Source organism: Streptoverticillium olivoreticuli subsp. olivoreticuli, from assembly GCF_003391135.1.
Classification (GTDB): domain Bacteria; phylum Actinomycetota; class Actinomycetes; order Streptomycetales; family Streptomycetaceae; genus Streptomyces; species Streptomyces blastmyceticus.
In genome coordinates this window covers 3,207,286-3,231,300 of sequence record NZ_CP031455.1, presented here as the reverse complement: position 1 = coordinate 3,231,300, position 24,015 = coordinate 3,207,286, and the positions used below count along the sequence as shown (strand labels likewise).

The following is a 24,015-nucleotide window of genomic DNA, read 5'->3' as shown; positions in this document are numbered from 1 at the left end:
CTGACTCCGCCTGCGGCGGGAGCGCCCTGCGGGCGCGTCCTCAAACGCCGGACGGGCTGATTTCCCGCACCCGGGGGGTCTGGGGGGTTTGCCCCCCAGTTTCGGGAAGGGGCGGGGCTGGGGAAAAGCCCCCGGCACGGGCTTACGCGTCGCCGAACGCCGGACGCTCCGGGTCGAAATCAGCCAAGCCCTCCGCAGGAGACGACGCCTCCGCGAAATGGCGCCGCGGGATGCGCCCCGCCCGGTACGCCAGCCGCCCCGCATCGACCGCGTGCCGCATCGCCTCCGCCATCAGCACCGGCTCCTGCGCGCGCGTGACCGCCGAGGCGAGCATCACCGCCGCGCACCCCAGCTCCATCGCGATGGCCGCGTCCGACGCCGTGCCCGCCCCCGCGTCCAGGATCACCGGCACCCCCGCCCGCTCGGTGATCAGCTGGAAGTTGTGCGGGTTGCGGATGCCGAGGCCGGAGCCGATGGGCGAGCCCAGCGGCATGATCGCGGCGCAGCCGGCGTCCTCCAGGCGGCGGGCGAGCACCGGGTCGTCATTGGTGTAGGGCAGCACCGTGAAGCCGTCGTCCACCAGGATCTCCGCGGCGTCCAGCAGCTCGACCGGGTCGGGCAGCAGCGTGCGCTCGTCGGCGATCACTTCGAGCTTGACCCAGTCGGTGCCGAGCGCCTCCCGGGCCAGGCGCGCGGTGAGCACCGCCTCGCCCGCGGTGAAGCAGCCCGCGGTGTTCGGCAGGACGCGGATGTCGTGCTCGGCGAGCAGCGAGAGCACCGAGCCCCGTACGTTCGTGTCGAGCCGCCGCATCGCGACGGTGGTGAGCTCGGTGCCGGAGGCGAGCAGCGCGCGCTCCAGGACGTCCAGGCTGGGCGCGCCGCCCGTGCCCATGATCAGGCGGGACGTGAAGGTGGTGCCGGCGATGGTGAGCAGATCGTCTGCCATCAGGGCTGATCAGCCTCCCTGCACTGCGGTGAGGACCTCGACGCGGTCGCCCTCGCCGAGAGTGGTCGCGGCCCACTGGCCGCGCGGTACGACGGCCTCGTTGACGGCGGCGGCGACGCCGCTGTGCGCGGTGGTCAGTCCGGCCACCAGGCCGTCGAGGGTCAGGCCCCGGGGAACCGAGCGGCTCTCGCCGTTGACGCTGATGCCGACGTGGGCCTCGGGGCTGTCGGTGGGGTCCGTGGGGTTCATACGGGCAGCTCCTGGAGCGCGTTCGAGAAGCGTAGGGGGGAGAACGGGCGGGCCTCGTCGGGCAGCCGTCCGGTGGTCAGCGCCTCGGCCATCACCTCGCCGGTCAGCGGGGTGAGGAGCACGCCGTTACGGTGGTGGCCGGTGGCGGCGAGCAGGCCGGGCAGGGCCGTGGGGCCCAGCAGGGGGGCGTTGTCGGGGGAGCCGGGGCGCAGCCCTGCGAGGGTCTCCACCAAGGGCAGTTCGGTGATGCCGGGCACCAGCTCGTGGGCGTCGCGCAGCAGCTCGTAGACGCCGCCCGCCGTGACGGTGGTGTCCCAGCCGAGCTCCTCGGTGGTCGCGCCGACGACCAGCTCGCCGTTCTCGCGCGGCACCAGGTAGACGTGGCCGCCGCGCACCACCGCCCGCACGGTCCGGGACAGGAAGGGCGCGTACGCGGGGGGCACGCGCAGCCGCAGGACCTGGCCCTTGACCGGGCGCACGGGCGGCAGGACGTGCTCGGGCACGCCCGCGAGGGTGCCGCTGCGGCTGCCCGCGGCGAGCACGGTCCGGCCGGCGGACACGCGGGTGCCGTCGGCGAGCTCGGCGCCGGTGGCCCGGTCGCCGGAGACCAGCAGGCGTACGGCCTCCGAGCGGTGGAAGGCCACTCCCGCCCGCTCGCAGGCCGTGAGCAGGGCCAGGGCGAGCCGCCGGGGGTCGGTCTGGTGGTCGCCGTCCACCCGCACGCCCCCGCACACGCCCGGCGCGAGCATCGGCTCCAGCCGGCGGCACTCGCGCCCCGACAGCCACTGGGCGTCCAGCCCGCACCGCTGCTGCAGGGCGTGGAGCTCCCGCAGGTGGGCGCGGTCGTCGGCGTCGAGGGCGACGGCGAGGGTTCCGCAGGGGCGATAGCCGGTGTCCCGGCCGCTCGCCTCCTCCAGCTCCGCGGTGAACTGCGGATAGCGCCGCGCGGACGCCAGGTTGAGCGCGAGCAGCTCCTGCTCGCCGTAGTGCAGCTCGGTCACCGCGGCCAGCATCCCGGCCGCCACGTGGGCCGCGCCGCCGCCCGGCGCGGGATCCGCGACGACGGTGCGCAGGCCCCGCTGCGCGGCTCGCCACGCCGTGACCAGTCCGATGACACCGCCGCCGACCACGAGGACGTCGCACGTCCCCGGTGACACGGTGGAAGACGCATACATGGGCGTCCAGCCCCTCCCTTCGCCGGCATGACCCGGATCAGGTTCGTACGGTCGGAGGCCGGCCAGCCTCCCTCTCAGCCCGGTGCGTCCGGGCTCCCGCGAGTGCTTGTACAGCGGCCACCCTAGTACGCGCCGCGAACCGCCCGGAAGGCCGTACGGGGGGCGTGCGCGGCACCGGAGCGCGCCAAACACCGTGACGTTGTGTCAGAGGTCTCGCTACGCGGTGCTCCGGTCCCGACCGGCCGCCGTCCTACAGTGATCGGGTGAGCGAGCACCGGAACGAACCGCATACCGCCAGTGACCGGCGCGCCGTCATCGTCGGGGCCGGGATGGCCGGGGTGCAGACGGCAGTGGCCCTGCGCGAGCAGGGCTGGACCGGCACGATCACCCTGCTGGGCGCCGAGCCCCACCGGCCGTACGACAGGCCGCCGCTGTCCAAGGCCGTGCTGCTCGGCAAGGCCGAGGGTTCCGCCTTCGAGGTGGACTTCGCGTCGCTGGGCATAGACCTCGAACTCGGCAGGGAGGCCACCCGGCTGCGCCCCGCCGAGCACCTGCTGGACACCTCCGCGGGACCCGTCGCGTACGACGTGCTGGTCGTCGCCACCGGCGCGCAGCCCATCGAACTGCCCGGCAGCGAGGGCATGCCGGGCGTGCACCTGCTGCGCACCCTGGACGACGCGGAGCGGCTGCGCCCGGTGCTCGCCGGGCAACGCGAGGTCGTGGCCGTCGGCGCCGGGTGGATCGGCGCCGAGTTCGCGACCGCCGCGCGCGAGGCGGGCTGCCGGGTGACCGTCGTCGAGGCCGCGGACCGGCCGCTGGCGGGCGCCCTGCCCGCCGAGGTCGCCGCCCACATGGCCGACTGGTACGCCGACAGCGGCGCCCGGCTGCTCACCGGCGCGCGCGTGGCCGCCGTGGAACCCGGCGCCGTGGTGCTGGCCGACGGCACCCGGCTGCCCGCCGACGCCGTCCTCGTCGGCATCGGCGCCCGGCCCGCCACGGACTGGCTTCAGGGGTCGGGCGTCGCGCTCGCCGCGGACCGCTCCGTGGTCACCGACGACCGGCTGCGCACCTCCGTGCCCGACGTCTACGCGGTCGGCGACTGCGCGTCCTTCCCGTCCGCCCGCTACGGCGAGCGGCTCCTGGTCCACCACTGGGACAACGCCCTCCAGGGCCCGCGCACGGTCGCCGGGAACATCGTGCACGGCACGGCCGAGGGGCCGGTCTACGACCCGGTGCCGTATTTCTGGTCCGAGCAGTTCGGGAGGTTCGTGCAGTACGCGGGCCACCACGACGAGGGCGACGAGCTCATCTGGCGCGGCGACCCGACGGGCGCCGCCTGGACGGTGTGCTGGGTGCGCGGCGAGGTCCTGGTCGCCCTCCTGGCCGTCGGCCGCCCGCGCGACCTGGCCCAGGGCCGCAAGCTCATCGAGCGGGGCGCGGCCATCGACCGGGGGCGGGCGGCGAACGCGTCGGTGCAGCTGAAGGCGGCGGCGCTGTGAGAAACGGCTGACGGCGCGGGCCCTTTCCGGGCCCGCCCGGGGCCCCTCGCGACGCGCCCGCCGACATCAGGTCGGGTCAACCTGGCTACCGACTGTCAGTCCCAGATGGCAGGCTTGTCCCGTGACCGAGATTGACGCAAAGATCGATGCTCTCGTCCCCGCCTGGCTCAACCTCCCCGACATCGCCGAAATGCTCGGTGTCGAGGTGACGCGCGTCCGGCAGCTGGTCAAGGAGGGCCAGCTGATCGCGGTGCGCCGCGGCGAGAGGCGAGTGCTCCAGGTGCCCGCCGAGTTCCTCGGCGACGGCAAGGTGATCAAGGGCCTCGCAGGCACCTTGACGCTGCTGAGGGACGACGGCTTCAGCGACGAGGAAATGCTGGAGTGGCTCTTCACTCCGGACCCGACCCTGCCCGGCACCCCGGCGCAGGCCCTGCGCGAGAATCGTGGCACGGAGGTGAAGCGCCGCGCCCAGGCGCTCGCCGTCTGACCCGTCCGCAGGCGCTGTAGAAGCCGAGAGAAAACCGTCCGGTGTACGGGCCGGGGCCCCCGGCCCGTACACCGCCGACCCGGGGGGAACCACCCGATGTCCGTCACCGCGCGCGAGCGGCTCGCCGACGCCCGGCTGTATCTGTGCACCGACGCGCGCAAGCGCCAGGGCGACCTGCCGGAATTCCTGGACGCGGTCCTCGCCGCCGGGGTCGACATCGTGCAGCTGCGCGACAAGGGCATGGAGGCGGGGGAGGAGCTGGAACACCTCGCCGTTTTCGCCGACGCGGCCCGCCGCCACGGCAGGCTCCTCGCGGTCAACGACCGCGCCGACGTCGCCCACGCCATCGGCTCCCAGGTGCTGCACCTGGGCCAGGGCGACCTCCCCGTGCCCGCCGCCCGCGCCGTTCTCGGCGACGAGGTGCTGATCGGGCGCTCGACCCATGCCGAGGCGGAGGTGGACGCCGCGGTCGCCGAGCCCGGCGTGGACTACTTCTGCACCGGCCCCTGCTGGCCCACCCCGACCAAGCCGGGGCGGCACGCCCCTGGTCTGTCCCTGGTCCGCTACGCCGCCGCGCTGAATCCCGCGCGGCCCTGGTTCGCCATCGGCGGCATCGACGCGGCCAACCTGGACGAGGTGCTGGACGCCGGCGCCCGCCGGGTCGTGGTCGTCCGCGCGATCACCGAGGCGGACGACCCCGGCGACGCCGCGGCCCGGCTCGCGGAGCGCATCCGCGCGTACGGAGCGTAGTCGCCCGGCGACGCATGGACGGGGCCGGGTCCGGCCGGTCCGTCACGGATCGGTCAGGGAACGGTCGGTCAAATGTCAACGGGACATGAACGGACTGTCCAGAAAGTGGACGAGAGACCGGCGAATCGGTCATATCGCAAATGTGGGTTGGGGCTCCGCGGAACCGCTGGTTAACTTGCGGATATGGCCCTTGGCACAGCCTCCACCAGGACAGACCACGCACGCACAGTGCGTGACCTGCTCGCTTCCGGCGAGCAGTCCTATTCGTTCGAGTTCGCGGCCCCGAAGTCGGAGAAGGGCGAGCGGACCCTGTGGAACGCCATCCGGCGGATCGAGGCCGTCGGCCCCACCTTCGTCTCCGTGACCTACGGCGCGGGAGGCTCCTCCCGTGAGGGCACCGTGCGGGCGACCGAGCGCATCGCGACCGACACGACGCTGACACCTGTCGCGCACCTGACGGCCGTCAACCACTCGCTGGCGGAGCTGCGCAACGTCATCGGGCAGTACGCCGACGCGGGCATCCGCAACATGCTGGCCGTGCGCGGCGACCCGCCCGGCGACCCCATGGGCGAGTGGGTGCGCCACCCGGAGGGCGTCCGCTACGCCGCCGAACTCGTCAGGCTCATCAAGGAGTCCGGCGACTTCTGCGTCGGCGTCGCCGCCTTCCCCGAGATGCACCCGCGCTCCACCGACTGGGAAACCGACATCGGTCACTTCGTGGACAAATGCCGGGCGGGCGCCGACTTCGCGATCACCCAGATGTTCTTCTACCCGGAGGACTATCTGCGGCTGCGCGACCGGGTCGCGGCCGCGGGCTGCGCGACCCCGATCATCCCCGAGATCATGCCGGTCACCAACATCCGACAGATCGAGCGGTTCGCGCAGCTCAGCAACGCCGCGTTCCCGCCCGAACTGGCCGAGCGGATCCTCGCGGTGAAGGACGATCCGGCCGCTGTACGCTCGATCGGGATCGAGTACGCCACCGAGCTGTGCTCACGGCTGATGGCCGAGGGGATCCCGGGGCTGCACTTCATTACCCTGAACCACTCCACGGCGACGCTGGAAATCTACGAGAATCTGGGACTGCACCAGCGGTCCTGACGGCTGTTCCCCGGGCAACAGCCGCACGAGAGGGGCGTAAATGGGCTGGACGGTCCTCTACATCGCGTTCGGCGTCGTCGCGCTCTGGCTGCTGGGCGAGGTGCTGCTCCAGTACAAGGCGCGACTGCGCTGGCGGCTGCTGGCCTTCGTCGGCTTCCTCGGTGTCGTCGTGGGCGTGGTCCTCTCGTCCGTGCCGGTCATCGCGGTGGGCGCGATCGCCTTCGCGGTCGGCCAGACCTATGTGACGCTGTCGTTCCGGCGCGGGTTCTCCGCGGGCTGGGCGATCCGCCGCGACAAGGGCGGCGCCGACGCCGGCGGGAAGTCCGCGGGCGAGGAGAAGGGACGCTCCGGGCGGCGGCGCAGGACCGAGCGGTCGGCCGGGCGGAAGGCCGACCCGCTCCCCGAGCCGGCCCCCGAGACCGCCATGTTCCCGCAGATCACCGAGCACGACGCGCCGGACCTGCTCCCCAACGCGGCCCACCAGCCCGCCCCGTACGGCGACGGCTACGACGACACGGCGTATCTCCCGCCCGTGGCCGCCCCGTACGACGCCTACGGCAACCAGGCCGCCCCGCCGCAGGACGGCCAATTCGACTACGGGCAGGGGCAGTACGCCGCCTATTCCGACCCCTACATCGGCAGCCGGCCGCAGCCGCAGGAGCAGTACGACGCGTACGGGCAGCCGCAGTACGGGCCCTATCCCCAGCAGCAGTACGGGGTGGGCGCGTACTCCGCGGACGCGTACGCGCCGCAGCCGCCGCAGCCGCAGTACGACATGGACACCCCGCCGGGCGGAGTCTGGGTCCCCCAGCAGCGCGACACGGACGCGCCGCCGCCCCAGCAATACCCGAGCCAGGGCCAGGGCCCGGGCCACGACGAGCAGCACTACCGCTACTGACGCGGGGAGGGGGCTGGGCCCGGCGGGCTTTCCCCCACCCCGCCCCTTCCCGAAACCGGGGAGACCCCGGACCCCCAGCGCCCTGCGGGCGCGTCCTCAGGCGCCGGACGGGCTGGATACCCAGCCCGTCCGGCGCCTGAGGACAGCGCGCGAAGCGTGCTTCGGGGTCTGGGGGCTTGCCCCCACGCGGCGGAGCCGCAAATCGGATGCAGCCGGGAAGGGGCGGGGTGGGGAAGAAACGCCCGCCCCCACCTCCGCTCACTCCGAGCCGCGCCAGTCCGTCCCCGACACGATCAGCCCCGCCACCATCGCGCCCGACATCCCCGCGTGGGCCAGCCCCCCGCCCGGGTGGGCGAAGCCGCCGGCGAGATACAGGCCCGGCACCCGCGTCACATTCCCGGGCCGCAGGAAACGCCCGTCCGCGCCGGCCAGCACGGGCGCGGGCACGCCGCCGCCCTCGGCGCCGGTCGCCGCCTCGGCATCGGCCGGAGTACGGACCTCCCGCCACAGCACCCGCTCCCGCAGCCCCGGCAGCACCGCTTCCGCGGCGTCGGTCATCCGGTCCGCGAAGCTCGCGGCCGTCGCCTCGTCGCTCCAGTCGACCTGGCCGTGCGGGGCCACCGTGGCGGTCAGGGTGACCGCCTCGTGCCCGTCGTCGGGGCGCGTGGCCGGGTCGTCCGGCCGCAGCACGGTCACCGTCGGGCGGTAGCGCCACGGTCCGGGCCCGCGCACCCCGGCGCCCGCGCGGAAGATCTCGGCCAACTCGGCGTCGCGGTCCGGCCCGTGGACCACCGTGCGGTGGGCCGCGGCGGCGGGCCGGGCGCCCCGCAGGGCGAGGCAGACCGTGAACCTGCCGGGCGGCACCGGCCTCCCGGGGCCGTCGGCACCCCCGGCCGCGCCCGGCGCGATCGCGGCCAGCCGCCCCGGGGACACCCCGGCGACCACCATCTCCGCCTCGGCCACCGCGCCACCGGCCAGCTCCACACCGGCGGCACACCCGTCCTTCTCGAAGAGGCCCACGACCTCCTCGCCGAAGCGGAACTCGACCTTTCGGGCCACGCACCGCTCGTACAGCGCGTCGGCGAGCCCCCGTATCCCCCCGCGCACATACCAACTGCCGAAGGTCTGCTCCATGTACGGCAGCACCGTCGCGCTCGCGGGGGTGTGCCGGGGGTCCAGCCCGTACGCCAGGGCGTGGCTCTCCAGGAGCGCGACCAGCCGGGGGTCCCTCAACTCCCGCTCCGCGACGGAGGCGAGCGTGACCGGGGCGCTGCGCCGGAACAACCCGCGCCTGCGCACCGCCGGATAGGGGTCGCGCCCCAGCGGCTCACGGGCCGCGGGGTCCGCGCGCAGCGGCTCCTCCAGCAGCGGCCGCCGCGTGGCGTCCCAGACCTCGCGCGCCCGGTTGACCAGATCGCTCCAGCGCTCGCCCGCGCCCGGGCCGACCGCCTCGTCCAGCGCCCGGACCACACCGGCGCGCGAGGCGTTGGGCAGCGGGACCACCGTGCCGTCGGCGAAGACGTGGCTGCTCGCCGGGTCGACCTGCACGAGGTCGACGCACCGCTCCAGCGGCTCCTTGCCCGTCTTCACGAACAAGTCGCGGTAGACGGCGGGAAGATGCAGCAACCCCGGCCCCGTGTCGAAGGCGAAGCCGTCCCTCGTCAGCCGGCCGACGCCGCCGCCGTACGTCGCCGCCCGCTCGTACACCGCCACCCGGTGGCCCGCGACGGCCAGCCGGGCAGCAGCCGCCATCGCGCCCATCCCGGCGCCGATCACCGCAATCCGTGCCATGGGAGCGACTTTATCCGGCGGCACCGACAGCTCAGGCCGACGGCCGCCGCGCACCGTCGCGCCCGTCGGGTCCGGCAGGCCAGGCCGCGGTCTTCTCCGCGCGCCGCTGCCGCCTGCGCCGCCAGTAGCGGCGGATCCGCGTCCAGAAGAACGCCACCACGGCGATCCCCAGCCCCAGCAGCACCGCCGCGATGATCGCCGCGGCCAGCGGGTGGAACAGCGCGAAGACGACGATCCCGGCGACGCCCAGATCCTCGACCGTGCTCATCACGAAGTTGCTGGCGGGCTCGGGCGACGTATTGATCGCCGCCCTGGTGCCCGCCTTGACCAGATGGCTCACCAGAGCGGTCCCGCCGCCCACCGCGCCCGCCGCGAGGTCCGACAGCGAACCGCTCTGCCCGGCCAGCAGCGCCCCGACCACCGCGCCCGCGATCGGCCTGACGACCGTGTGCACCGCGTCCCAGGCCGAGTCCACATAAGGGATCTTGTCGGCGACCGCCTCGCAGAGGAAGAGCACACCGGCCGCGATCAGGACGTCCGGGCGCTGGAGCGCGTCCGGCACCTGGTCGGTGGCGCCGGTCGCGCCCAGCACGCCGAGCAGCAGGACCACGGCATAGGCGTTGACACCGCTCGCCCAGCCACTCGTGAAAACCAACGGAAGCACCGACACGCCCGTGATCGTATCCGGGGCGTCCGACTGCGTCCGAAAGCTCAAGGCTGAGTACGCGTACTCAGAAGAGGAGATGAGTAGCTGCGCGGATGGGGCATGCCCCGGGGGAAGGAAGAGTGGTGTCCACGGAAGGGGCGTCCGCGCCGGCACCGCCGACACGGGGCGGCGGAACGGCGCGGCGGCCCTGACGTGACCGGGGGCCGGGGGCTCCCGGACGGAGAACGGGGGCTCGGGGGAGCACGGGGGAACGCTGCTCCGGCGTCGGCCGAGGGGGATCGGCCGGCGCCGGAGCAGCGCCTTGCCCGTACGTTCCGGCGGTATGGGCCCCGCCCGGGTCAGGCGCCGCCCTGCGGCTGGCGGATGCCGCCGCCCACCCGCCCCTGCAACAGCTGCGACAGCGCCGCGTGCACCTCGTCGACCGACCGCTCCGGCTGGAACGACTGCCGGTCCAGCGCGGCCACCAGCACCATCCCGAACAACGCGGCCGCCGTCAGCGGGACATCGACCTCCGTGCTCAGTTCGCCTTCCTCCACCGCCTCCGCGAGGACGCGCTCGATCACGGCGAGCGCCCGCTGCCGCACCTGCGCCAGCGTCGGCTGCCAGGCCCGGTTGGTGCGCCACAGCTCGGCCGCGTACAGCTGGGCCAGCGCGGGATAGCGGGAGATGAAGTCCAGACCGGCGCGGACCATCGCGTCCAGCGCCTCGACCCTGCCGCCACCGCGCCCGGCCGTCGCGTCGGCGGCCTGTTGGAGAGCGTCGCTCAGCAGCTCCATGCCGTGGCGCAGCAGCTCTTCGAAGAGGACGGTCTTGCTCGCGAAGTTGTAGTAGACCGTGCCCTTCGCGACTCCGGCACGTTCGGCGATCTCGTCCACGGTGGTGGAGGAGAAGCCCTGTTCGGCGATGAGGGTGACCGCGGCTTCGAAGAGCTTTCGCCGGGTGTTCTGACGGCGCGTACTGCTGCTGTCGCTGCTGTCCATGAAGAGATTCTCCCTGCCGCCGACCTGCCGCCGTCAGGCGCCGCCGACCGCACGCCCGCCCACGGGCGTTCGCCCGGGCCGGAACCGGCCGGTCGGAGCGCCCTGTTCGGCGGTCCTCGCGGAGCACGCGGAGCCGTCGCCTCCGGGAGCCGGGGCTCGTCCGGGCGGCCGGGGGCGGGTTGGGGAGAGAACTCCTGGACAGGCCCTAGGCTGGGGGCACCGAGAACCACCGGGCCACCTTCGCCCGCCTCCTGTCCCACGTCACCGCCGAGGAGCCACCCGCCGTGTCAGACCCGCTGCGCCCCCGGGCGTCCCTCCGTACCGCCGTGGTCTGGGAGGTCCTGCGAGACGCCCTGGACCGCCGGGTCAAGGCCGCCGGGCGGGAGGGCGGAGGCGTCCTCGAGGTCCTCGACACCGGTGGCGGCTCGGGCAACTTCGCCGTGCCCGTCGCCCGGCTGGGCCACCGGGTCACCGTCGTCGACCCCAGCCCCAACGCCCTGTTCGCGCTGGAGCGCCGGGCCGCCGAGGCCGGGGTCGCCGACCGGGTGCGCGGCGTCCAGGGCGACACCCACGGCCTGTTCGACGTGGTCGGGCGCGGCGCCTACGACGCCGTCCTGTGCCACGGCGTGCTGGAGTACGTGGACGACCCCGCCGAGGGCGTCCGCAACGTCGTCGAGGCGCTCCGCCCCTCCGGCACCCTCAGCCTGCTGGCCGCGGGCCTCGGCGGCGCCGTGCTGGGCCGGGCCCTCGCCGGTCACTTCACCGAGGCCCGCCAGGTCCTGGCCGACCCCGCGGGGCAGTGGGGCGCCGGTGACCCCGTCCGCCGCCGGTTCACCGCCGAGCAGCTTTCCGAGCTGGTCACCGCGGCCGGTCTGGAGGTCGGCGCGGTGCACGGCGTGCGCGTCTTCGCCGACCTTGTGCCCGGTGTGCTGCTGGACGCCGAGCCCGGCGCCATGGACGCGCTGCTCCGGCTGGAGGCCGCCGCGGCCGAGCTGCCCGCCTTCCACTCGGTGGCCACCCAGCTGCACGTCCTGGCCGAGCGTGGCTGATCGCACGCGGTAGGTGACCGGCCACCCGATCAGCGGCTTCGCCCCGTATGATCGGGGGACACCGTCCGGCATGGCGCATCGGCGGAGAGGGAATGTACGTCCCGACACCACCGATCGCCACACTGACATCGGTGGGCGAATTGGCGCAGAGGGGCGGGTTTCATGGGGGCGATTCCCTGCCTATCCTGAAAGGGTCGCACCCCGGTCGCCCCCCGCGACCGACGAGTAGGAGGACTCCGTGCCGCTCTCGGAGCACGAGCAGCGCATGCTCGAGCAGATGGAGCGAGCGCTGTACGCCGAAGATCCCAAGTTCGCGACAGCGCTCGAGGGCAGCGGCCTGCGCACGTACACCCGGCGACGGGTATACCAGGCGGTCGCCGGGTTTCTGGTGGGCATCGCGCTCCTGATGGCCGGCGTGATGATTCCGGGACAGTACTGGATCAGTGTGGTGGGCTTCCTGGTCATGCTGGGCTGCGCGGCGCTCGCCGTCACCGGCTGGCGCAAGGCGCCCCGGCCCGGTGCGCAGCCAGGTGGTGTCGGCCCGGCGGGGGGAATGGGCGGCCGGGGTCAGGCCCGGCAGCGTCGCACCGTGATGGACCGCATCGAGCAGCGATGGCAGCGCCGTCGCGACGAGCAGGGCCACTGAGCTTTTCCGCCGCCGAAGCGGCGTGACGCGGGGCCAGGACATCCGTCCTGGCCCCTTGTCGTTGCCCGTGCGCCGATGCGGCCCGGGCCTTGAGACGCCCCCCACTTCGGGACGCCTCGTCCGGCTGCCGGCCGCCGCCCCCGCCTTCCTGACTGTCCGTCAAATCCGGTCGCGGGCCGTACGGAGCGCCCCGCCCGCGCGCCGCCAGGCCGTGCCCAGCCGTCCGGACCGCAACCGCCCGGCCGCCGCCGCGCGCCGCCGGGAGAACCCCCACAACAGCCGGGCCGCCGAACGCGGAGCGACCACGGCCCGCACCCGGGCGGACCGCCCCACCGAGGCGCGCAGGCCCGCCCGTACGCGCTCGACGTCGTCCGCCAGACCCGCGGTCGGCCGGGGCCGCTGCGCGTACAGCACCTGCTCGACCGCGGTGGCGACCCGGTGCGCGGACTCCTCGGCCGCGCCCGTCAGCCCGCCGAGCCGCACGATGCGCGCCGCCGCGCTCCGGGGCGTCCGTGAATCGTCGGGCGGGACGCCGTAATCCCAGGCGGAATCGGTCAGTTCGGCCCAGGCGGCCAGGGTGCGCTCCACGCCCGGCTCGGGTGGGGCCGCGGTTTCCCCGGCGACACTCGGCGCGCTCGCCGGGGGCGCATCCGCGTGCCGTCCGGCGCCCGCGAGCCGCCGGGCCCGCAGCCTTCGCCGCCACAGCGGCAGCAGGGGCAGCGCCAGCACGGCGAGCCCGCCCACCGCGAGGCCCGCCACCGCCCCCGGCGACAGCCCCCCGTCGTGACCCCCGCCCGCCGCGGCCGCCTCGGCTGCCGCCGGGCACTCGCCCAGCCGCCGCAACTGCGGGGTGCAGCCGCCCGGCGCGGGCGGGCGGGCCGACGGCGCGGCGCTCCGGTCGGGCAGCGGCGCGGGCACCCCCGGATCGGCGGCGGACGGCTCCTGCGCCACGGTGTAGTCGGGGGCCGTGCCCCGGCTCGGCGTCGGCTCGAACCGGGTCCAGCCGACGCCCTCGAAATACAGCTCCGGCCAGGCGTGCGCGTCCTTGGAACCGACCGACATCGAGCCGTCCGACTGCGGGGTGCCCGGGGTGAAGCCGACGGCCACCCGGGCGGGGATGCCCAGCGTCCGTGCCATGGCCGCCATGGAGAACGAGAAGTGGATGCAGAAGCCCCGCTTGGCCTCCAGGAACTTCGCGATGGCGTCGCTGCCGCCGCCCGACGCGACCTCCGTGTCGTAGGTGAAGCCGCCGTCGACCGCGAACCAGTCCTGGAGCTTCACCGCCTGCTGATACGCGTTCGCCGAACCGGCGGTCACCTTCCTGGCCGTCGCCCCCACCACCTCCGGCAGCGACCCCGGCACCTTGGTGTACTCCCGCAGCACCTCCTCGCGCGGCGCGGGCGCCCCCGCGAGCTGCGCGGCCGTCGGCTCCACGAGGAGGCTCGACACCTGATAGCGGACGCCCCGGGTGGTCTGCCCGCGGTCGCCGGCGATGGTGCGGCCCTCCGGTTCGTACCGCCACCGGCCGTCCACGCGGACCCGCTCGGAGGGGTAGGGGAGCGGCAGGTAGTTCTGCGCGTACGAACCGGCGGCGGCGATCGAGGTGTTCACCGGGTCCGTGCGCACCCCCGGGGCGAGGCCCGCGGGGGTGGGCAGCATGTCCGGGACGTCGGTGACGCGGCGCTCGGACGGCTGCCACGACGCGCCGTCGAAGCGGTCGAGCGCGACAATGCGCAGATACAGCTCCCGCGTGCTCTCCGTGGACGTGCGATAGCGCATGACCTCGCGGTTCTCCGGCTGGTTCAGGCTGTCCCGGAGCGAGACCAGCGGGCGGACGGCGTCGAAGCCCGAGCTGTCACCCCGCGCGGGACCGGCCGCCCGGTCCCGCGGCTCCAGCAGCCCGCCCTCCATCGTCGGCAGCACGGCGGGCACCGCCAGCGCGATCCCCAGCGCGAGGGCCCCGATCCTGCGGCCGGTGCGCACCGGCGCGAGGGCGGGACCCGCGCCGGAGGCCAGGAACCCCGGGGACCGCGACCGGGCGCCGCCGCCGAAGACCCGGCCCCACCGGGCGAGCCGGTCCCGGCCCTCGGCCAGGAGCAGCAGCAGATAACCGGCCGCCGCCACCAGGAACCACAGCCAGTCCCTGCCGCTCTGGGCCAGCCCCGCCGCGATGGAGTAGAGCGCGAGCAGCGGCAGCCCGGCGGGCGCCGCGCTGCGCCAGGTCACCGCGACCGCGTCCACGATCAGGCCGACCGCCAGCAGGCCCCCGACCAGCATCAGCCGGATGCCGGCCGTCGCCGGTGCCGGGATGGCATACCGCCCGACGTCGTCCGCGCCCTCCTGGAGCAACTGCCCGAACTCCCGGAAGACATCGGGGCCCGGCAGCAGCCCGCCGAGCGCCTGGGAGCGGGCGAAGACCAAGGTGAGCAGCACGAGCGTGACCAGCGCCTGCACGGCCACCGTCAGCGCCCTGGCGAGCGGCACCCGGCGGGCGAGCGCGCCCACCGCGCTCTGCACGGCGAGCAGGATCGCGGCCTGGAGTATCCACGTGGTGGTGTCGATCAACGGCAGCAGCGCGCAGGACGCGGCCAGCGTCGCCACCGCCGCGCAGACGGCGAGCCGCGCGCTCCCACTCATCCGAACCCCTTTGTCGACGGCGGCCCGGAGGGCCATGGCGGAACGGACGGCATGGGCGGCACGGTCGGCGGCCGGGGCGGCCCAAAGGGGCCGGAGCCGCCGGAGCCCGCGCCGCCTCCCGGTCGCCCGGCCGCCCGGCCGTCATCCACGTCCGTCACCCCGCCGTACGGCCCGCCCTGCGGCCGGCCGTCCGACGAGCCCGCCGCAGCGGCACCGGGCCCGCCCGCCGCGCCGGGCGCGTGACGCGCCGCCTCACCGCCCGGGAGGCCGGTGGCTCCGGCCGGACCCTCGGGCGGCCGGTTCGCCGCCCCGCCCGCCGCATGGCTCGTACGCTCCTGCGCTGCGTCACGGTCCCCCGGCGCTCCCGCCATGCGCCACAGCTCCGCCATGGATGCGCCCGGTGTGACGGCCAGGGCCGTCCAGCCCGCCTCGCGCAGCGCGCGCAGCCGCTGCTCGGCACCGTGACCGGGGCGTGGGGGGTGGTCGTCGTGCGGCCACGCGGAACGGTCCAGCACGAAGGCGACCGCCGTGCCGCTGCGCCGGCGCATCTGTCCGGCCAGCGCCGTCTGCTGCTCGTCCAGGTCGCCGAAGAACGCGACGAGCAGCCCTCCGCCGCCACCGCGCAGCGCCTCATGGGCCGGGGAGAGGCTCTCCCCGTCGGAGTGGTCCACCACGGCCAGGGTGTCGAGCAGCAGACCCACGGCCTCCGCCGGGTCGTGGGAGGAACCGGAGTGGCCGCCCATGCCGTCCGGGCCCGGCACCGAGCTCCCGGCGTCGGTGAGCAGCCGCACCGAGAAGCCGCGCTCCAGCAGGTGCGCCGCGGCGGAAGCGGCCCCGGACACGGCCCACTCGAAGGGGGAGTCGGGCCCCATGCCGTCATAGGCGACGCCCCGGGTGTCCAGCAGCACCGTGCAGTGGGCGCGTTGGGGCTGCTCCTCCCGGCGGACCATCAGCTCGCCGTAGCGCGCGGTGGAGCGCCAGTGCACCCGGCGCAGGTCGTCACCGTGGCGGTAACCACGCGGAATGATGTCGTCCGCGCCGGCCAGGGCCAGCGACCGCTGCCGTCCGTCGCCATAGCCCGTGGCCTCGCCGCCCAGCCGCACCGGCGGCAGGGGAACGACGCGCGGCACGACGGTCAGCGTGTCGAAGGCGCTGAACCCACGGGTCAGCTCGCACATCCCGAAAGGGTCTGTCAGCCGCAGTTGCAGCGGCCCGAGCGGATAGCGGCCGCGCAGTTCGGACCGGACGCGGTAGGACACCTCGCGCCGCCCGCCCGGCTCCACCCGGTCCAGCACGAAGCGGGGGCGCGGCCCCAGGACATACGGCACGCGGTCCTGGAGCATCAGCAGCCCCGTGGGCAGCCGCGAGACATTGTCGACCCGCAGGTGCACCCGTGCCTCGGACCCGGCGGGCACCCGGGACGGCGACAGCCCCCGGCTGCCGGTGACCCGGTGCCGGGTGCCGTGCAGCACGACCACGCACACCAGCGGCAGCACCGTCAGCAACAGCCCGACCCGCAGCAGATCGGACTGGCCCAGCACATAGGAGCAGCCCGTCGCCGCGATGCCCGCGGCCAGGAAGGAGCGGCCGCGGGTGGTCAGCCCGCCGAGGGAGGACCACAGCCCGCCCCCCGCCCCGTCCCCGCCGCCGGTCCGCGGGCCCGCCCCCCGGCCCGCCTCCCCCGAGGCCATCACAGCCGCCGCGCGCCCGGCTGATGACGGCCGTGCTGCTGCCCCCAGGCCTGCGCGGACAGGTCGGGCACCGGGGTGCGCTGGAGGATCTCGAAGACGACCTGCTCGGCCGTGCGCCGGTTCAGCTGGGCCTGGGCGGTGGGCAGCAGCCGGTGCGCGAGCACCGCCACGGCCAGGGCCTGCACGTCGTCGGGGAGGACGAACTCGCGGCCGGCCATGGCCGCCGCCGCCTTCGCCGCCCGCACCAGGTGCAGCGTCGCTCTCGGCGAGGCGCCGAGTCTCAGATCGGGGTGGTGCCGGGTCGCGGTGACCAGATCCACCGCGTACCGCCGCACGGGTTCGGAGACGTGCACGGTGCGGACCGCGTCGACGAGCTTGACGATGTCGTGGGCGTGCGCGACGGGCTGGAGGTCGTCGAGCGGGGGCACCACGCCGTGCGTGTCGAGCATCCGCAGCTCGGCCTCCGGGCTCGGATAGCCCATCGAGACCCGGGCCATGAAGCGGTCGCGCTGCGCCTCGGGCAGCGGATAGGTGCCCTCCATCTCGACCGGGTTCTGCGTGGCCACCACCATGAAGGGGCTGGGCAGTTCATAGGTGTGCCCGTCGACGGTGACCTGCCGCTCCTCCATCGACTCCAGCAGCGCCGACTGGGTCTTGGGGGAGGCGCGGTTGATCTCGTCGCCGATCACGATCTGCGCGAAGATCGCGCCCGGCTTGAACTCGAAGTCCCGCCGCTGCTGGTCGAAGACGCTCACGCCCGTGATGTCGGACGGGAGCAGGTCCGGCGTGAACTGGATGCGCCGCACCGAGCAGTCGATCGACCGGGCCAGCGCCTTGGCGAGCATGGTCTTGCCCACCCCCGGCACATCCTCGATCAGCAGATGCCCCTCGGCGAGCAGCACGGTCAGCGAGAGCCGTACGACCTCGGGCTTGCCCTCGATCACACCCTCGACCGCCCGGTGCACCCGCTCGGCGGTGGCGGTCAGATCGCTGAGGCTCGCTCGCTCTTCATAGGTCGTCACCCGGCCCTCCTCGGCCCGTCCCGTGGGCCGCGTCCGACCACGGACCCGGCCCACCCCGACATACGGACACCGCGCCCCGCGGTGGCGGAGGCGGCTTCCATCTACGCATTCTGGCCGCCCGGGCGGCGATCCGTCACCGCCTGTGGATAACTCAGTGCCGTGGGTCGATCTCGCGCAGCAGACCCGTCGTCACATCGAAGACGAAGCCACGCACGTCGTCGGTGTGGGGGAGGAACGGCGAGGTCCGCACCCGTTGCATGGACTGGCGGACGTCCTGATCCAGGTCCTTGAACGCCTCCACCGCCCACGCCGGACGCTGGCCGACCTCGGCCTCGATCTCGTGCCGGAAGTCCTCGGTGAGGGTCAGCAGGCCGCAGCCGGTGTGGTGGATCAGTACCACCGAGCGGGTGCCGAGCGCCCGCTGGCTGATCGTCAGAGAGCGGATGATGTCGTCGGTGACCACACCGCCGGCGTTGCGGATGGTGTGGCAGTCGCCGAGCTCCAGGCCGAGCGCGGCGTGCAGGTCGAGGCGGGCGTCCATGCAGGCGACCACGGCGACCTTGAGGACGGGACGGGCGTCCATCCCGGGATCGACGAATGCGGAGGCGTACTCGGCGTTGGCCTGAACGAGACGGTCGGTGACGGTGCCCGGTTCGAGGGCACGGGCCCCGGCGGAGCTCCGGGGCGTCGGCTGGGACGCGGATATCGACATATGAACGAAGGTAGTCGGCCGGGGGCCCGACGGCCCGTCCCGCCATGGTAAAAACGCCGCTGACATGCCCTTCTGTGAGGTAAGCCACAAGGTCGCGGTCCATGCCGCCATATGGGTGAGAGGGGCGTGGTCCATGATCGGCCGGCCCCTCCCCGCCACCCGCGCACCGCCGCCGGGACGCGCTGGCCGGTTGGTTGACCAGGGGGACGAGTGGACTAAAGTGGCGCGAAGTGGGAGGCCTGACGCTCCCCTTGGAACCGAATACCCGCAACGGCGCGACGCGTACGTACCTCTCGGCCTCCTCCCGCTCCCCGGTCGCCCGGCGCCACTTCCCCGGTGCCGGATCCGGCCGCTTCCCCTTGGGGCGGGCGGGGACCCGGCGGTGCGTACGCCCGTGCCCGCACCCGGGCCCGCCGAATCTCAGAAGGGCGCATGAGCAGCAACGCGCGACACGTCCCCGTCATGCTCCAGCGCTGCCTGGACATGCTCGCTCCCGCCCTCACCGGGCCCGGCGCCGTCGTCGTCGACTGCACCCTGGGCGCCGGCGGGCACAGCGAGGCGCTGCTCGCGCGGTTCCCCGAGGCCCGGCTCGTCGCCCTCGACCGCGACCCCACCGCCCTCGCCCTCGCCGGGGAGCGGCTGGCCCCCTACGGCGACCGCGCCACCCTGGTCCGCGCCGTCTACCACGAGCTGCCCGAGGTGCTGGAGCGGCTCGGCATCCCCAAGGTCCAGGGCGTCCTCTTCGACCTCGGCGTCTCCTCCATGCAGCTCGACGAGGCCGACCGCGGCTTCGCCTACGCGCAGGACGCGCCGCTGGACATGCGCATGGACCAGACGGCCGGCATCAGCGCCGCCGAGGTCCTCAACACCTACGCGCCCGGCGAACTGGTGCGCATCCTGCGCGCGTACGGCGAGGAGAAGCAGGCCAAGCGGATCGTCTCGGCCATCGTCCGGGAGCGCGAGAAGGAGCCGTTCAGCAACAGCGCCCGGCTCGTCGAGCTGATCCGCGACTCGCTGCCGCAGGCCGCCAAGCGCACCGGCGGCAACCCCGCCAAGCGCACCTTCCAGGCCCTGCGGATCGAGGTCAACGCCGAGCTGGCCAGCGTCGAGCAGGCCATCCCGGCCGCCGTCGCGGCCCTCGCGGTCGGCGGGCGGATCGCCGTGCTCTCCTACCAGTCGCTGGAGGACCGGATCGTCAAGCAGGTCTTCGCGGCCGGCGCCGCCAACACCGCGCCCCCCGGGCTGCCCGTGGTCCCCGAGCGCTACCAGCCCCGCCTGAAGCTGCTCACCCGCGGCGCGGAGCTGCCGACCGAGGAGGAGGTCGCCGAGAACCGGCGGGCCGCCCCCGCCCGGCTGCGGGGCGCCGAACGCATCCGGGAGGACGCCCCATGACGCCCGCCGCCCGCGGCCGGGGCACCCGGCTCGGCCGGCTGCGGGCAGCGGGCCCGGCCGGGGCGAAGCGCACCCCGTTCGTCTTCCTCGTGGTGGTGCTGCTCGGCTCCGGGCTGATCTCGCTGCTGGTCCTCAACTCCGCGCTCAACCAGGGCTCCTTCGAGCTCACCAAGCTCCAGCGCAAGACCACCGAGCTCACCGACGAGCAGCAGGCGCTCCAGCAGGAGGTCGACCGGCTCGCCGCCCCGGACGCCCTGGAGCGCCAGGCCCGCAAGCTCGGCATGATCCCCGGCGGCAGCCCCGCCTTCCTCAGCCCCGACGGCACCGTCCGCGGCTCGCCGGCCCCGGCCGGCCAGGAGGACGCCGCGAACCTCACCACCCAGCTGGCCCCCGCGTCCCGGCCCGCACCGGCCGCCGTCCCCGCCCCCGGCCTGCCGCCCGGCACCGGTGTCCCGGCCGCCCCGGCCGCCGGCCCGGACGCGCTGCCGCACGTCCCGTATCTCACCGGCACCGGGCCCCTGCTCGTGCCCCTCGCCCGTACGGCAGAGAAGACCGCTCCGACCACCGGCAGGTGACGCTGTGCCGCTTTCCTCCGGGGCCCTGCCCCCGAGCTTCCCGCACCTCCCGCGGGCCCGAGCCGCGGCCGGTGCGTCATGACCGCCCCCAAGGCCCCCAGACCGCCCCGGCAGTCCGGCGCCGCCCGCCGGAGCGTGCCCGGCCCCGCCCGGCCCGCCGCCCGCCCGCCCCGCCCCGGGGCGCAGTCCCTGCGGCTCGGCAGCCCGCGGCCCCGGCTGCGGCTGGTCGGCTTCGGGCTCACCCTCGTCCTGCTGGCCTTCACCGTGCGGCTCCTGCAGGTGCAGGCCGTCGACGCGAGCGCGTACGCGGCCCGGGCCAACGTCAACCGCTACATCCCGGTCACCCTCGCCGCCGAGCGCGGCACCATCACCGACCGCACCGGGGTGGACCTGGCCACCACCGTCGACGCGTACGACATCACCGCCGCCCCCGACCTGCTGACCCCCGAGCGGATCAAGGCCGACGGCGCCGCCCGGAAGGCCGCCGGGCTGCTCGCCCCCGTACTCGACGAGCGGCCCGCCGTCCTGGAGCAGAAGCTCACCGCCAACCCCCGCTCGAAGTACGTCGTCCTCGCCCGCCGGCAGAGCCCCCAGGTCTGGAACCGGATCAAGGAGCTGAAGAAGACCTCCGCGCAGAAGGCGGCGAAGAAGAAGGGCGCCGACGTCCTCGCGGGCATCAACCGCGAACCCCACAGCAAGCGCGTCTACCCCAACGGCGACCTCGCCGCCGGGATACTGGGCTTCGTCAACTCCGAGGGCCGGGGCGGCGGCGGTGTCGAGGCACAGCTCGACAAGGCGCTCGCGGGCCGGGACGGCAAGCTCGTCTACGCCCAGTCCGGCGGCCGCCAGGTGCCCACCGGGGACGTCAAGGAACAGCCCGCCGTGCCCGGCTCCGACATCGAGCTGACCATCGACCGGGACATCCAGTGGGCCGCCCAGAGCGCCATCACCCAGCAGGTGCAGGAGTCGCAGGCGGACCGCGGCTACGTCGTCGTCCAGGACACCCGCACCGGCGAGGTCCTGGCCATGGCCAACGCCCCCGGCTACGACCCCAACGACCTCGCCCACGCCGACAGCGGCGCCCTCGGCAACGCCGCGCTCCAGGACGCCTACGAACCGGGCAGCGTCAGCAAGGTGATGACCATGGCGGCCGTCCTGGAGGAGGACAAGGCCACCCCGGAGACCCGGGTGGAGGTCCCGAACCGGCTGCTGCGCGCCGACCGGTCCTTCGCCGACGACATCGACCACGCCACCTGGCACCTCACCCTCAACGGGGTGCTCGCCAAGTCCAGCAACATCGGCACGATCCTCGCCGCCGAGCGGCTCGGCGCCACCCGGCCGCAGGCCAACGAGGTCCTCGACTCCTACCTGCGGAAGTTCGGCATCGGGGCGCCCACCGGCCTCGGCTTCCCCGGCGAGACCTCCGGAATCCTGGCGAAGCCGGGCAAGTGGAGCGAATCCCAGCAGTACACGATCCCCTTCGGCCAGGGCCTGTCCCTGAACGCCGTGCAGGCCGCCTCCGTCTACTCCACGATCGCGGGCGGCGGGCAGCGCATCCAGCCCACCCTCGTCCGCGGCACCAAGGGCCCCGACGGCCGCTTCGCCCCCGCCCCGGCCCCGCAGCGGACCCGCGTCGTCAGCGAGAAGACCGCCCGGGAGCTCGCCACCATGCTGGAGTCCGTCGTCGACGACCGGGAGGGCACCGGAACCAAGGCGAAGATCCCCGGCTACCGCGTCGCGGGCAAGACCGGCACCTCCAACCGGGTGGACCCGCACACCGGCCGCTACCACGGCTACACCGCCTCCTTCGCCGGCTTCGCCCCCGCCGACCAGCCCCGGATCACCGTCTACTGCGCCATCCAGAACCCCACCAAGGGCAGTTACTTCGGCGGCCAGATCTGCGGCCCCGTCTTCAAGCAGGTCATGGAGTTCGCGCTCAAGACCCTCCAGGTACCGCCGTCCGGCACCGAGCCCCCGCGGCTGCCGGTGAGCTACGACGGCCAGTGACCCGGAGCAGGCCGTGACGACGATCACTCCGGATCCCGGGAACCGCGGCGCGGTGCGCCCCTCGCTTCGCGACGGAGCGGGTGCGCCCGGTACGCTCACCGCCGTGCCCCACGCTGATCAGTCCCACACCAGCCCCAAGGACGCCCCCGCCGTACAGCCCGTACAGCCGGGAGCGCCCCGCCCCACCCAGGTCCGCCCCGTGCCCCTCGCGGAGCTGGCCGGTCAGCTGGGCATCCCCGCTCCCGCAGTCCAGGGCGAAGCCGTCACCGGCATCACCCACGACTCGCGGGCCGTGCGGCCGGGCGACGTCTACGCCGCCCTGCCCGGCGCCCGCTTCCACGGCGCGGACTTCGCCGCCCAGGCCGCCGGCCTCGGCGCCGCCGCGGTGCTGACCGACCCGGCGGGCGCAGGGCGCGCCGCCGCCACCGGCCTGCCCGTCCTCACCGTGGACGACCCGCGCGGCCGGATGGGTGAGCTCGCCGCCACGATCTACGGACAGCCGGGCCACGACCTGCTCCAGATCGGGATCACCGGCACCTCGGGCAAGACCACCACCGCGTACCTCATCGAAGGCGGGCTCAAGGCCCTCGGCGGCCTCACCGGCCTCATCGGCACGGTGGAGTCGCGCATCGGTGACGAGCGCATCAAGTCCGAGCGCACCACGCCCGAGGCCACCGACCTCCAGGCGCTCTTCGCGGTGATGCGCGAGCGCGGCGTCCGCTCGGTCGCCATGGAGGTCTCCAGCCACGCACTGCGGCTCGGCCGGGTCGACGGCTGCGTCTTCGACGTCGCGGTCTTCAACAACCTCAGCCCGGAGCACATGGAGTTCCACTCCGGCATGGAGGACTACTTCCAGGCCAAGGCGGAGCTCTTCACCAAGGCCCGCAGCCGCGCCGGCGTCGTCAACCTCGACGACGAGTACGGCCGCAGGCTCGCCGACGGCGTCTCCGAGGTGCCCGTCGTCACCTTCTCCGCCGAGGGCCACCCCGACGCCGACTGGCGCGCGGCGGATGTCGAGATCGGCCCGTTCGACTCGGTCTTCACCGTCCTCGGGCCGAACGGCGAGTCCGTACGGGCCCGGTCCCCGCTGGCCGGCCCGTTCAACGTCGCCAACGCCCTCGCGGCCGTCACCGCCCTCGTCGCCGCCGGGGTCGACCCGCAGGCCGCCGCCGACGGCGTCGCCGCCGTCCCCGGCGTCCCCGGCCGCCTGGAGCGCGTCGACGCGGGCCAGCCCTACCTCGCCGTCGTCGACTACGCGCACAAGACGGACGCCGTCGAATCGGTTCTCCGCGCCCTGCGCAAGGTCGGCACCGGCCGCGTCCACGCCGTACTCGGCTGCGGCGGCGACCGCGACACCACCAAGCGCGCCCCCATGGGCGCCGCGCTGGCCCGGCTCGCCGACACCGCCGTGCTGACCTCCGACAACCCCCGCTCCGAGGATCCCCTCGCGATCCTCGCCACCATGCTCGCGGGCGCCGCCGAGGTGCCCGCCCACGAGCGCGGCACGGTCCTCCTCGCGGAGGAGCGGGCCGACGCCATCGCCGCCGCGGTCGCCCGGGCCGAACCCGGCGACACCGTCGTCGTCCTCGGCAAGGGCCACGAACAGGGCCAGGACATCGCCGGAGTCGTCCGTCCCTTCGACGACCGCCTGGTGCTGCGCGAGGCCATCGAGCGCCGCGCCGCGGCCCACACGCACCGGAACGACCAGGGATGACAGACCGCCATGCGCGCACAACCCTCC

At 74.5% G+C, this 24,015-nt stretch carries 20 protein-coding genes, 1 pseudogene and 1 riboswitch; of the genes and pseudogenes, 11 read left to right on the top strand and 10 right to left on the bottom strand.

The features are described from left to right. Positions 1–142: 142 nt before the first annotated feature. The 3 genes from DXZ73_RS13675 to thiO all read right to left on the bottom strand — a co-directional run bounded on the left by DXZ73_RS13675 (position 143) and on the right by thiO (position 2,370). On the bottom strand, positions 143–946 hold the full coding sequence (locus tag DXZ73_RS13675) for a thiazole synthase (protein ID WP_116211270.1): 804 nt from the start codon (positions 944–946) through the stop codon (positions 143–145). Positions 947–955: 9 nt separating this feature from the next. Then, the gene (gene thiS, locus DXZ73_RS13670; protein ID WP_116211269.1) at positions 956–1,195 is read right to left on the bottom strand and encodes a sulfur carrier protein ThiS; all 240 of its coding nucleotides are present in this window, start codon (positions 1,193–1,195) and stop codon (positions 956–958) included. After that, positions 1,192–2,370: a glycine oxidase ThiO gene (thiO, locus tag DXZ73_RS13665; protein WP_116211268.1), complete on the bottom strand. Its 1,179-nt coding sequence runs from the start codon at positions 2,368–2,370 to the stop codon at positions 1,192–1,194. Before thiO ends, thiS begins: the two co-directional genes overlap by 4 nt. Continuing rightward, positions 2,368–2,480: riboswitch (TPP riboswitch) on the bottom strand. It overlaps the preceding gene by 3 nt. Positions 2,481–2,633: 153 nt before the next feature. On the opposite strand from thiO, the gene DXZ73_RS13660 reads away from it, so the two are divergent. The 5 genes from DXZ73_RS13660 (at position 2,634) to DXZ73_RS13640 (ending at position 7,105) form a co-directional block, all read left to right on the top strand. After that, positions 2,634–3,869, top strand: coding sequence for an NAD(P)/FAD-dependent oxidoreductase (locus tag DXZ73_RS13660; RefSeq protein WP_425315832.1), 1,236 nt, complete (start codon positions 2,634–2,636; stop codon positions 3,867–3,869). Between the two features lie 121 nt (positions 3,870–3,990). Then, positions 3,991–4,356, top strand: a complete 366-nt coding sequence (locus DXZ73_RS13655; RefSeq protein WP_116211267.1) for an Rv2175c family DNA-binding protein — start codon at positions 3,991–3,993, stop codon at positions 4,354–4,356. A 96-nt stretch (positions 4,357–4,452) separates the two neighbouring features. Further along, the gene (thiE, locus tag DXZ73_RS13650) at positions 4,453–5,106 is read left to right on the top strand and encodes a thiamine phosphate synthase (protein ID WP_116211266.1); all 654 of its coding nucleotides are present in this window, start codon (positions 4,453–4,455) and stop codon (positions 5,104–5,106) included. Positions 5,107–5,289: 183 nt separating this feature from the next. Then, entirely contained in the window at positions 5,290–6,207 is a 918-nt protein-coding gene (gene metF / locus DXZ73_RS13645) for a methylenetetrahydrofolate reductase [NAD(P)H] (protein WP_116211265.1), read from the top strand. A gap of 40 nt (positions 6,208–6,247) precedes the next feature. Further along, complete coding sequence (locus DXZ73_RS13640) at positions 6,248–7,105, top strand: hypothetical protein (RefSeq protein WP_116211264.1); 858 nt, start codon at positions 6,248–6,250, stop codon at positions 7,103–7,105. Between the two features lie 258 nt (positions 7,106–7,363). Here DXZ73_RS13640 and DXZ73_RS13635 read toward each other — a convergent pair whose 3' ends face one another. The 3 genes from DXZ73_RS13635 to DXZ73_RS13625 all read right to left on the bottom strand — a co-directional run bounded on the left by DXZ73_RS13635 (position 7,364) and on the right by DXZ73_RS13625 (position 10,543). After that, the gene (locus DXZ73_RS13635) at positions 7,364–8,896 is read right to left on the bottom strand and encodes a phytoene desaturase family protein (protein ID WP_116211263.1); all 1,533 of its coding nucleotides are present in this window, start codon (positions 8,894–8,896) and stop codon (positions 7,364–7,366) included. Between the two features lie 31 nt (positions 8,897–8,927). Next, positions 8,928–9,566, bottom strand: coding sequence for a DUF4126 domain-containing protein (locus tag DXZ73_RS13630; RefSeq protein ID WP_116211262.1), 639 nt, complete (start codon positions 9,564–9,566; stop codon positions 8,928–8,930). 335 nt (positions 9,567–9,901) lie between these two features. Continuing rightward, positions 9,902–10,543 (bottom strand): TetR/AcrR family transcriptional regulator, encoded by a 642-nt coding sequence (locus DXZ73_RS13625; RefSeq protein WP_116211261.1) that lies wholly within the window; start codon positions 10,541–10,543, stop codon positions 9,902–9,904. 284 nt (positions 10,544–10,827) lie between these two features. Here DXZ73_RS13625 and DXZ73_RS13620 point away from each other — a divergent pair, with 284 nt between their 5' ends. Further along, entirely contained in the window at positions 10,828–11,592 is a 765-nt protein-coding gene (locus tag DXZ73_RS13620; protein ID WP_116211260.1) for a methyltransferase, read from the top strand. Between the two features lie 238 nt (positions 11,593–11,830). Then, positions 11,831–12,238, top strand: a complete 408-nt coding sequence (locus tag DXZ73_RS13615; RefSeq protein WP_116211259.1) for a DUF3040 domain-containing protein — start codon at positions 11,831–11,833, stop codon at positions 12,236–12,238. Between the two features lie 159 nt (positions 12,239–12,397). On the opposite strand, the gene DXZ73_RS13610 is transcribed toward DXZ73_RS13615, so the two are convergent. The 4 genes and pseudogenes from DXZ73_RS13610 to DXZ73_RS13595 form a co-directional block, all read right to left on the bottom strand. Continuing rightward, a complete protein-coding gene (locus DXZ73_RS13610; RefSeq protein WP_116215600.1) occupies positions 12,398–14,875 on the bottom strand; it encodes a transglutaminase TgpA family protein in 2,478 nt (825 codons plus the stop codon). A gap of 353 nt (positions 14,876–15,228) precedes the next feature. Continuing rightward, a pseudogene (locus DXZ73_RS13605) lies at positions 15,229–16,566 on the bottom strand (DUF58 domain-containing protein); the annotation flags it as partial. Beyond that, positions 16,566–17,588, bottom strand: coding sequence for an AAA family ATPase (locus DXZ73_RS13600; RefSeq protein ID WP_116211257.1), 1,023 nt, complete (start codon positions 17,586–17,588; stop codon positions 16,566–16,568). The gene DXZ73_RS13600 and the pseudogene DXZ73_RS13605, both read right to left, overlap by 1 nt. A gap of 151 nt (positions 17,589–17,739) precedes the next feature. Beyond that, positions 17,740–18,300 (bottom strand): beta-class carbonic anhydrase, encoded by a 561-nt coding sequence (locus DXZ73_RS13595; RefSeq protein ID WP_116211256.1) that lies wholly within the window; start codon positions 18,298–18,300, stop codon positions 17,740–17,742. Positions 18,301–18,732: 432 nt separating this feature from the next. Between DXZ73_RS13595 and rsmH the strand changes: the two genes are divergently transcribed. The 4 genes from rsmH to DXZ73_RS13575 all read left to right on the top strand — a co-directional run bounded on the left by rsmH (position 18,733) and on the right by DXZ73_RS13575 (position 23,988). Next, positions 18,733–19,692: a 16S rRNA (cytosine(1402)-N(4))-methyltransferase RsmH gene (gene rsmH / locus DXZ73_RS13590; RefSeq protein WP_116211255.1), complete on the top strand. Its 960-nt coding sequence runs from the start codon at positions 18,733–18,735 to the stop codon at positions 19,690–19,692. Beyond that, positions 19,689–20,267 (top strand): septum formation initiator family protein, encoded by a 579-nt coding sequence (locus DXZ73_RS13585; RefSeq protein ID WP_116211254.1) that lies wholly within the window; start codon positions 19,689–19,691, stop codon positions 20,265–20,267. Before rsmH ends, DXZ73_RS13585 begins: the two co-directional genes overlap by 4 nt. Positions 20,268–20,345: 78 nt before the next feature. Further along, the gene (locus DXZ73_RS13580; RefSeq protein WP_116211253.1) at positions 20,346–22,274 is read left to right on the top strand and encodes a peptidoglycan D,D-transpeptidase FtsI family protein; all 1,929 of its coding nucleotides are present in this window, start codon (positions 20,346–20,348) and stop codon (positions 22,272–22,274) included. Positions 22,275–22,287: 13 nt separating this feature from the next. Continuing rightward, positions 22,288–23,988 (top strand): UDP-N-acetylmuramoyl-L-alanyl-D-glutamate--2,6-diaminopimelate ligase, encoded by a 1,701-nt coding sequence (locus DXZ73_RS13575; protein WP_116211252.1) that lies wholly within the window; start codon positions 22,288–22,290, stop codon positions 23,986–23,988. The last annotated feature ends 27 nt before the right edge of the window (positions 23,989–24,015 follow it).

Bases quoted from the DNA above. Each gene is read 5' to 3' on its own strand.
- DXZ73_RS13675 (WP_116211270.1), bottom strand. From the start codon at position 946: ATGGCAGACGATCTGCTCACCATCGCCGGCACCACCTTCACGTCCCGC.
- thiS (WP_116211269.1), bottom strand. From the start codon at position 1,195: ATGAACCCCACGGACCCCACCGACAGCCCCGAGGCCCACGTCGGCATC.
- thiO (WP_116211268.1), bottom strand. From the start codon at position 2,370: ATGTATGCGTCTTCCACCGTGTCACCGGGGACGTGCGACGTCCTCGTG.
- thiE (WP_116211266.1), top strand. From the start codon at position 4,453: ATGTCCGTCACCGCGCGCGAGCGGCTCGCCGACGCCCGGCTGTATCTG.
- metF (WP_116211265.1), top strand. From the start codon at position 5,290: ATGGCCCTTGGCACAGCCTCCACCAGGACAGACCACGCACGCACAGTG.
- DXZ73_RS13640 (WP_116211264.1), top strand. From the start codon at position 6,248: ATGGGCTGGACGGTCCTCTACATCGCGTTCGGCGTCGTCGCGCTCTGG.
- DXZ73_RS13635 (WP_116211263.1), bottom strand. From the start codon at position 8,896: ATGGCACGGATTGCGGTGATCGGCGCCGGGATGGGCGCGATGGCGGCT.
- DXZ73_RS13625 (WP_116211261.1), bottom strand. From the start codon at position 10,543: ATGGACAGCAGCGACAGCAGCAGTACGCGCCGTCAGAACACCCGGCGA.
- DXZ73_RS13610 (WP_116215600.1), bottom strand. From the start codon at position 14,875: ATGAGTGGGAGCGCGCGGCTCGCCGTCTGCGCGGCGGTGGCGACGCTG.
- DXZ73_RS13595 (WP_116211256.1), bottom strand. From the start codon at position 18,300: ATGTCGATATCCGCGTCCCAGCCGACGCCCCGGAGCTCCGCCGGGGCC.
- rsmH (WP_116211255.1), top strand. From the start codon at position 18,733: ATGAGCAGCAACGCGCGACACGTCCCCGTCATGCTCCAGCGCTGCCTG.
- DXZ73_RS13585 (WP_116211254.1), top strand. From the start codon at position 19,689: ATGACGCCCGCCGCCCGCGGCCGGGGCACCCGGCTCGGCCGGCTGCGG.
- DXZ73_RS13580 (WP_116211253.1), top strand. From the start codon at position 20,346: ATGACCGCCCCCAAGGCCCCCAGACCGCCCCGGCAGTCCGGCGCCGCC.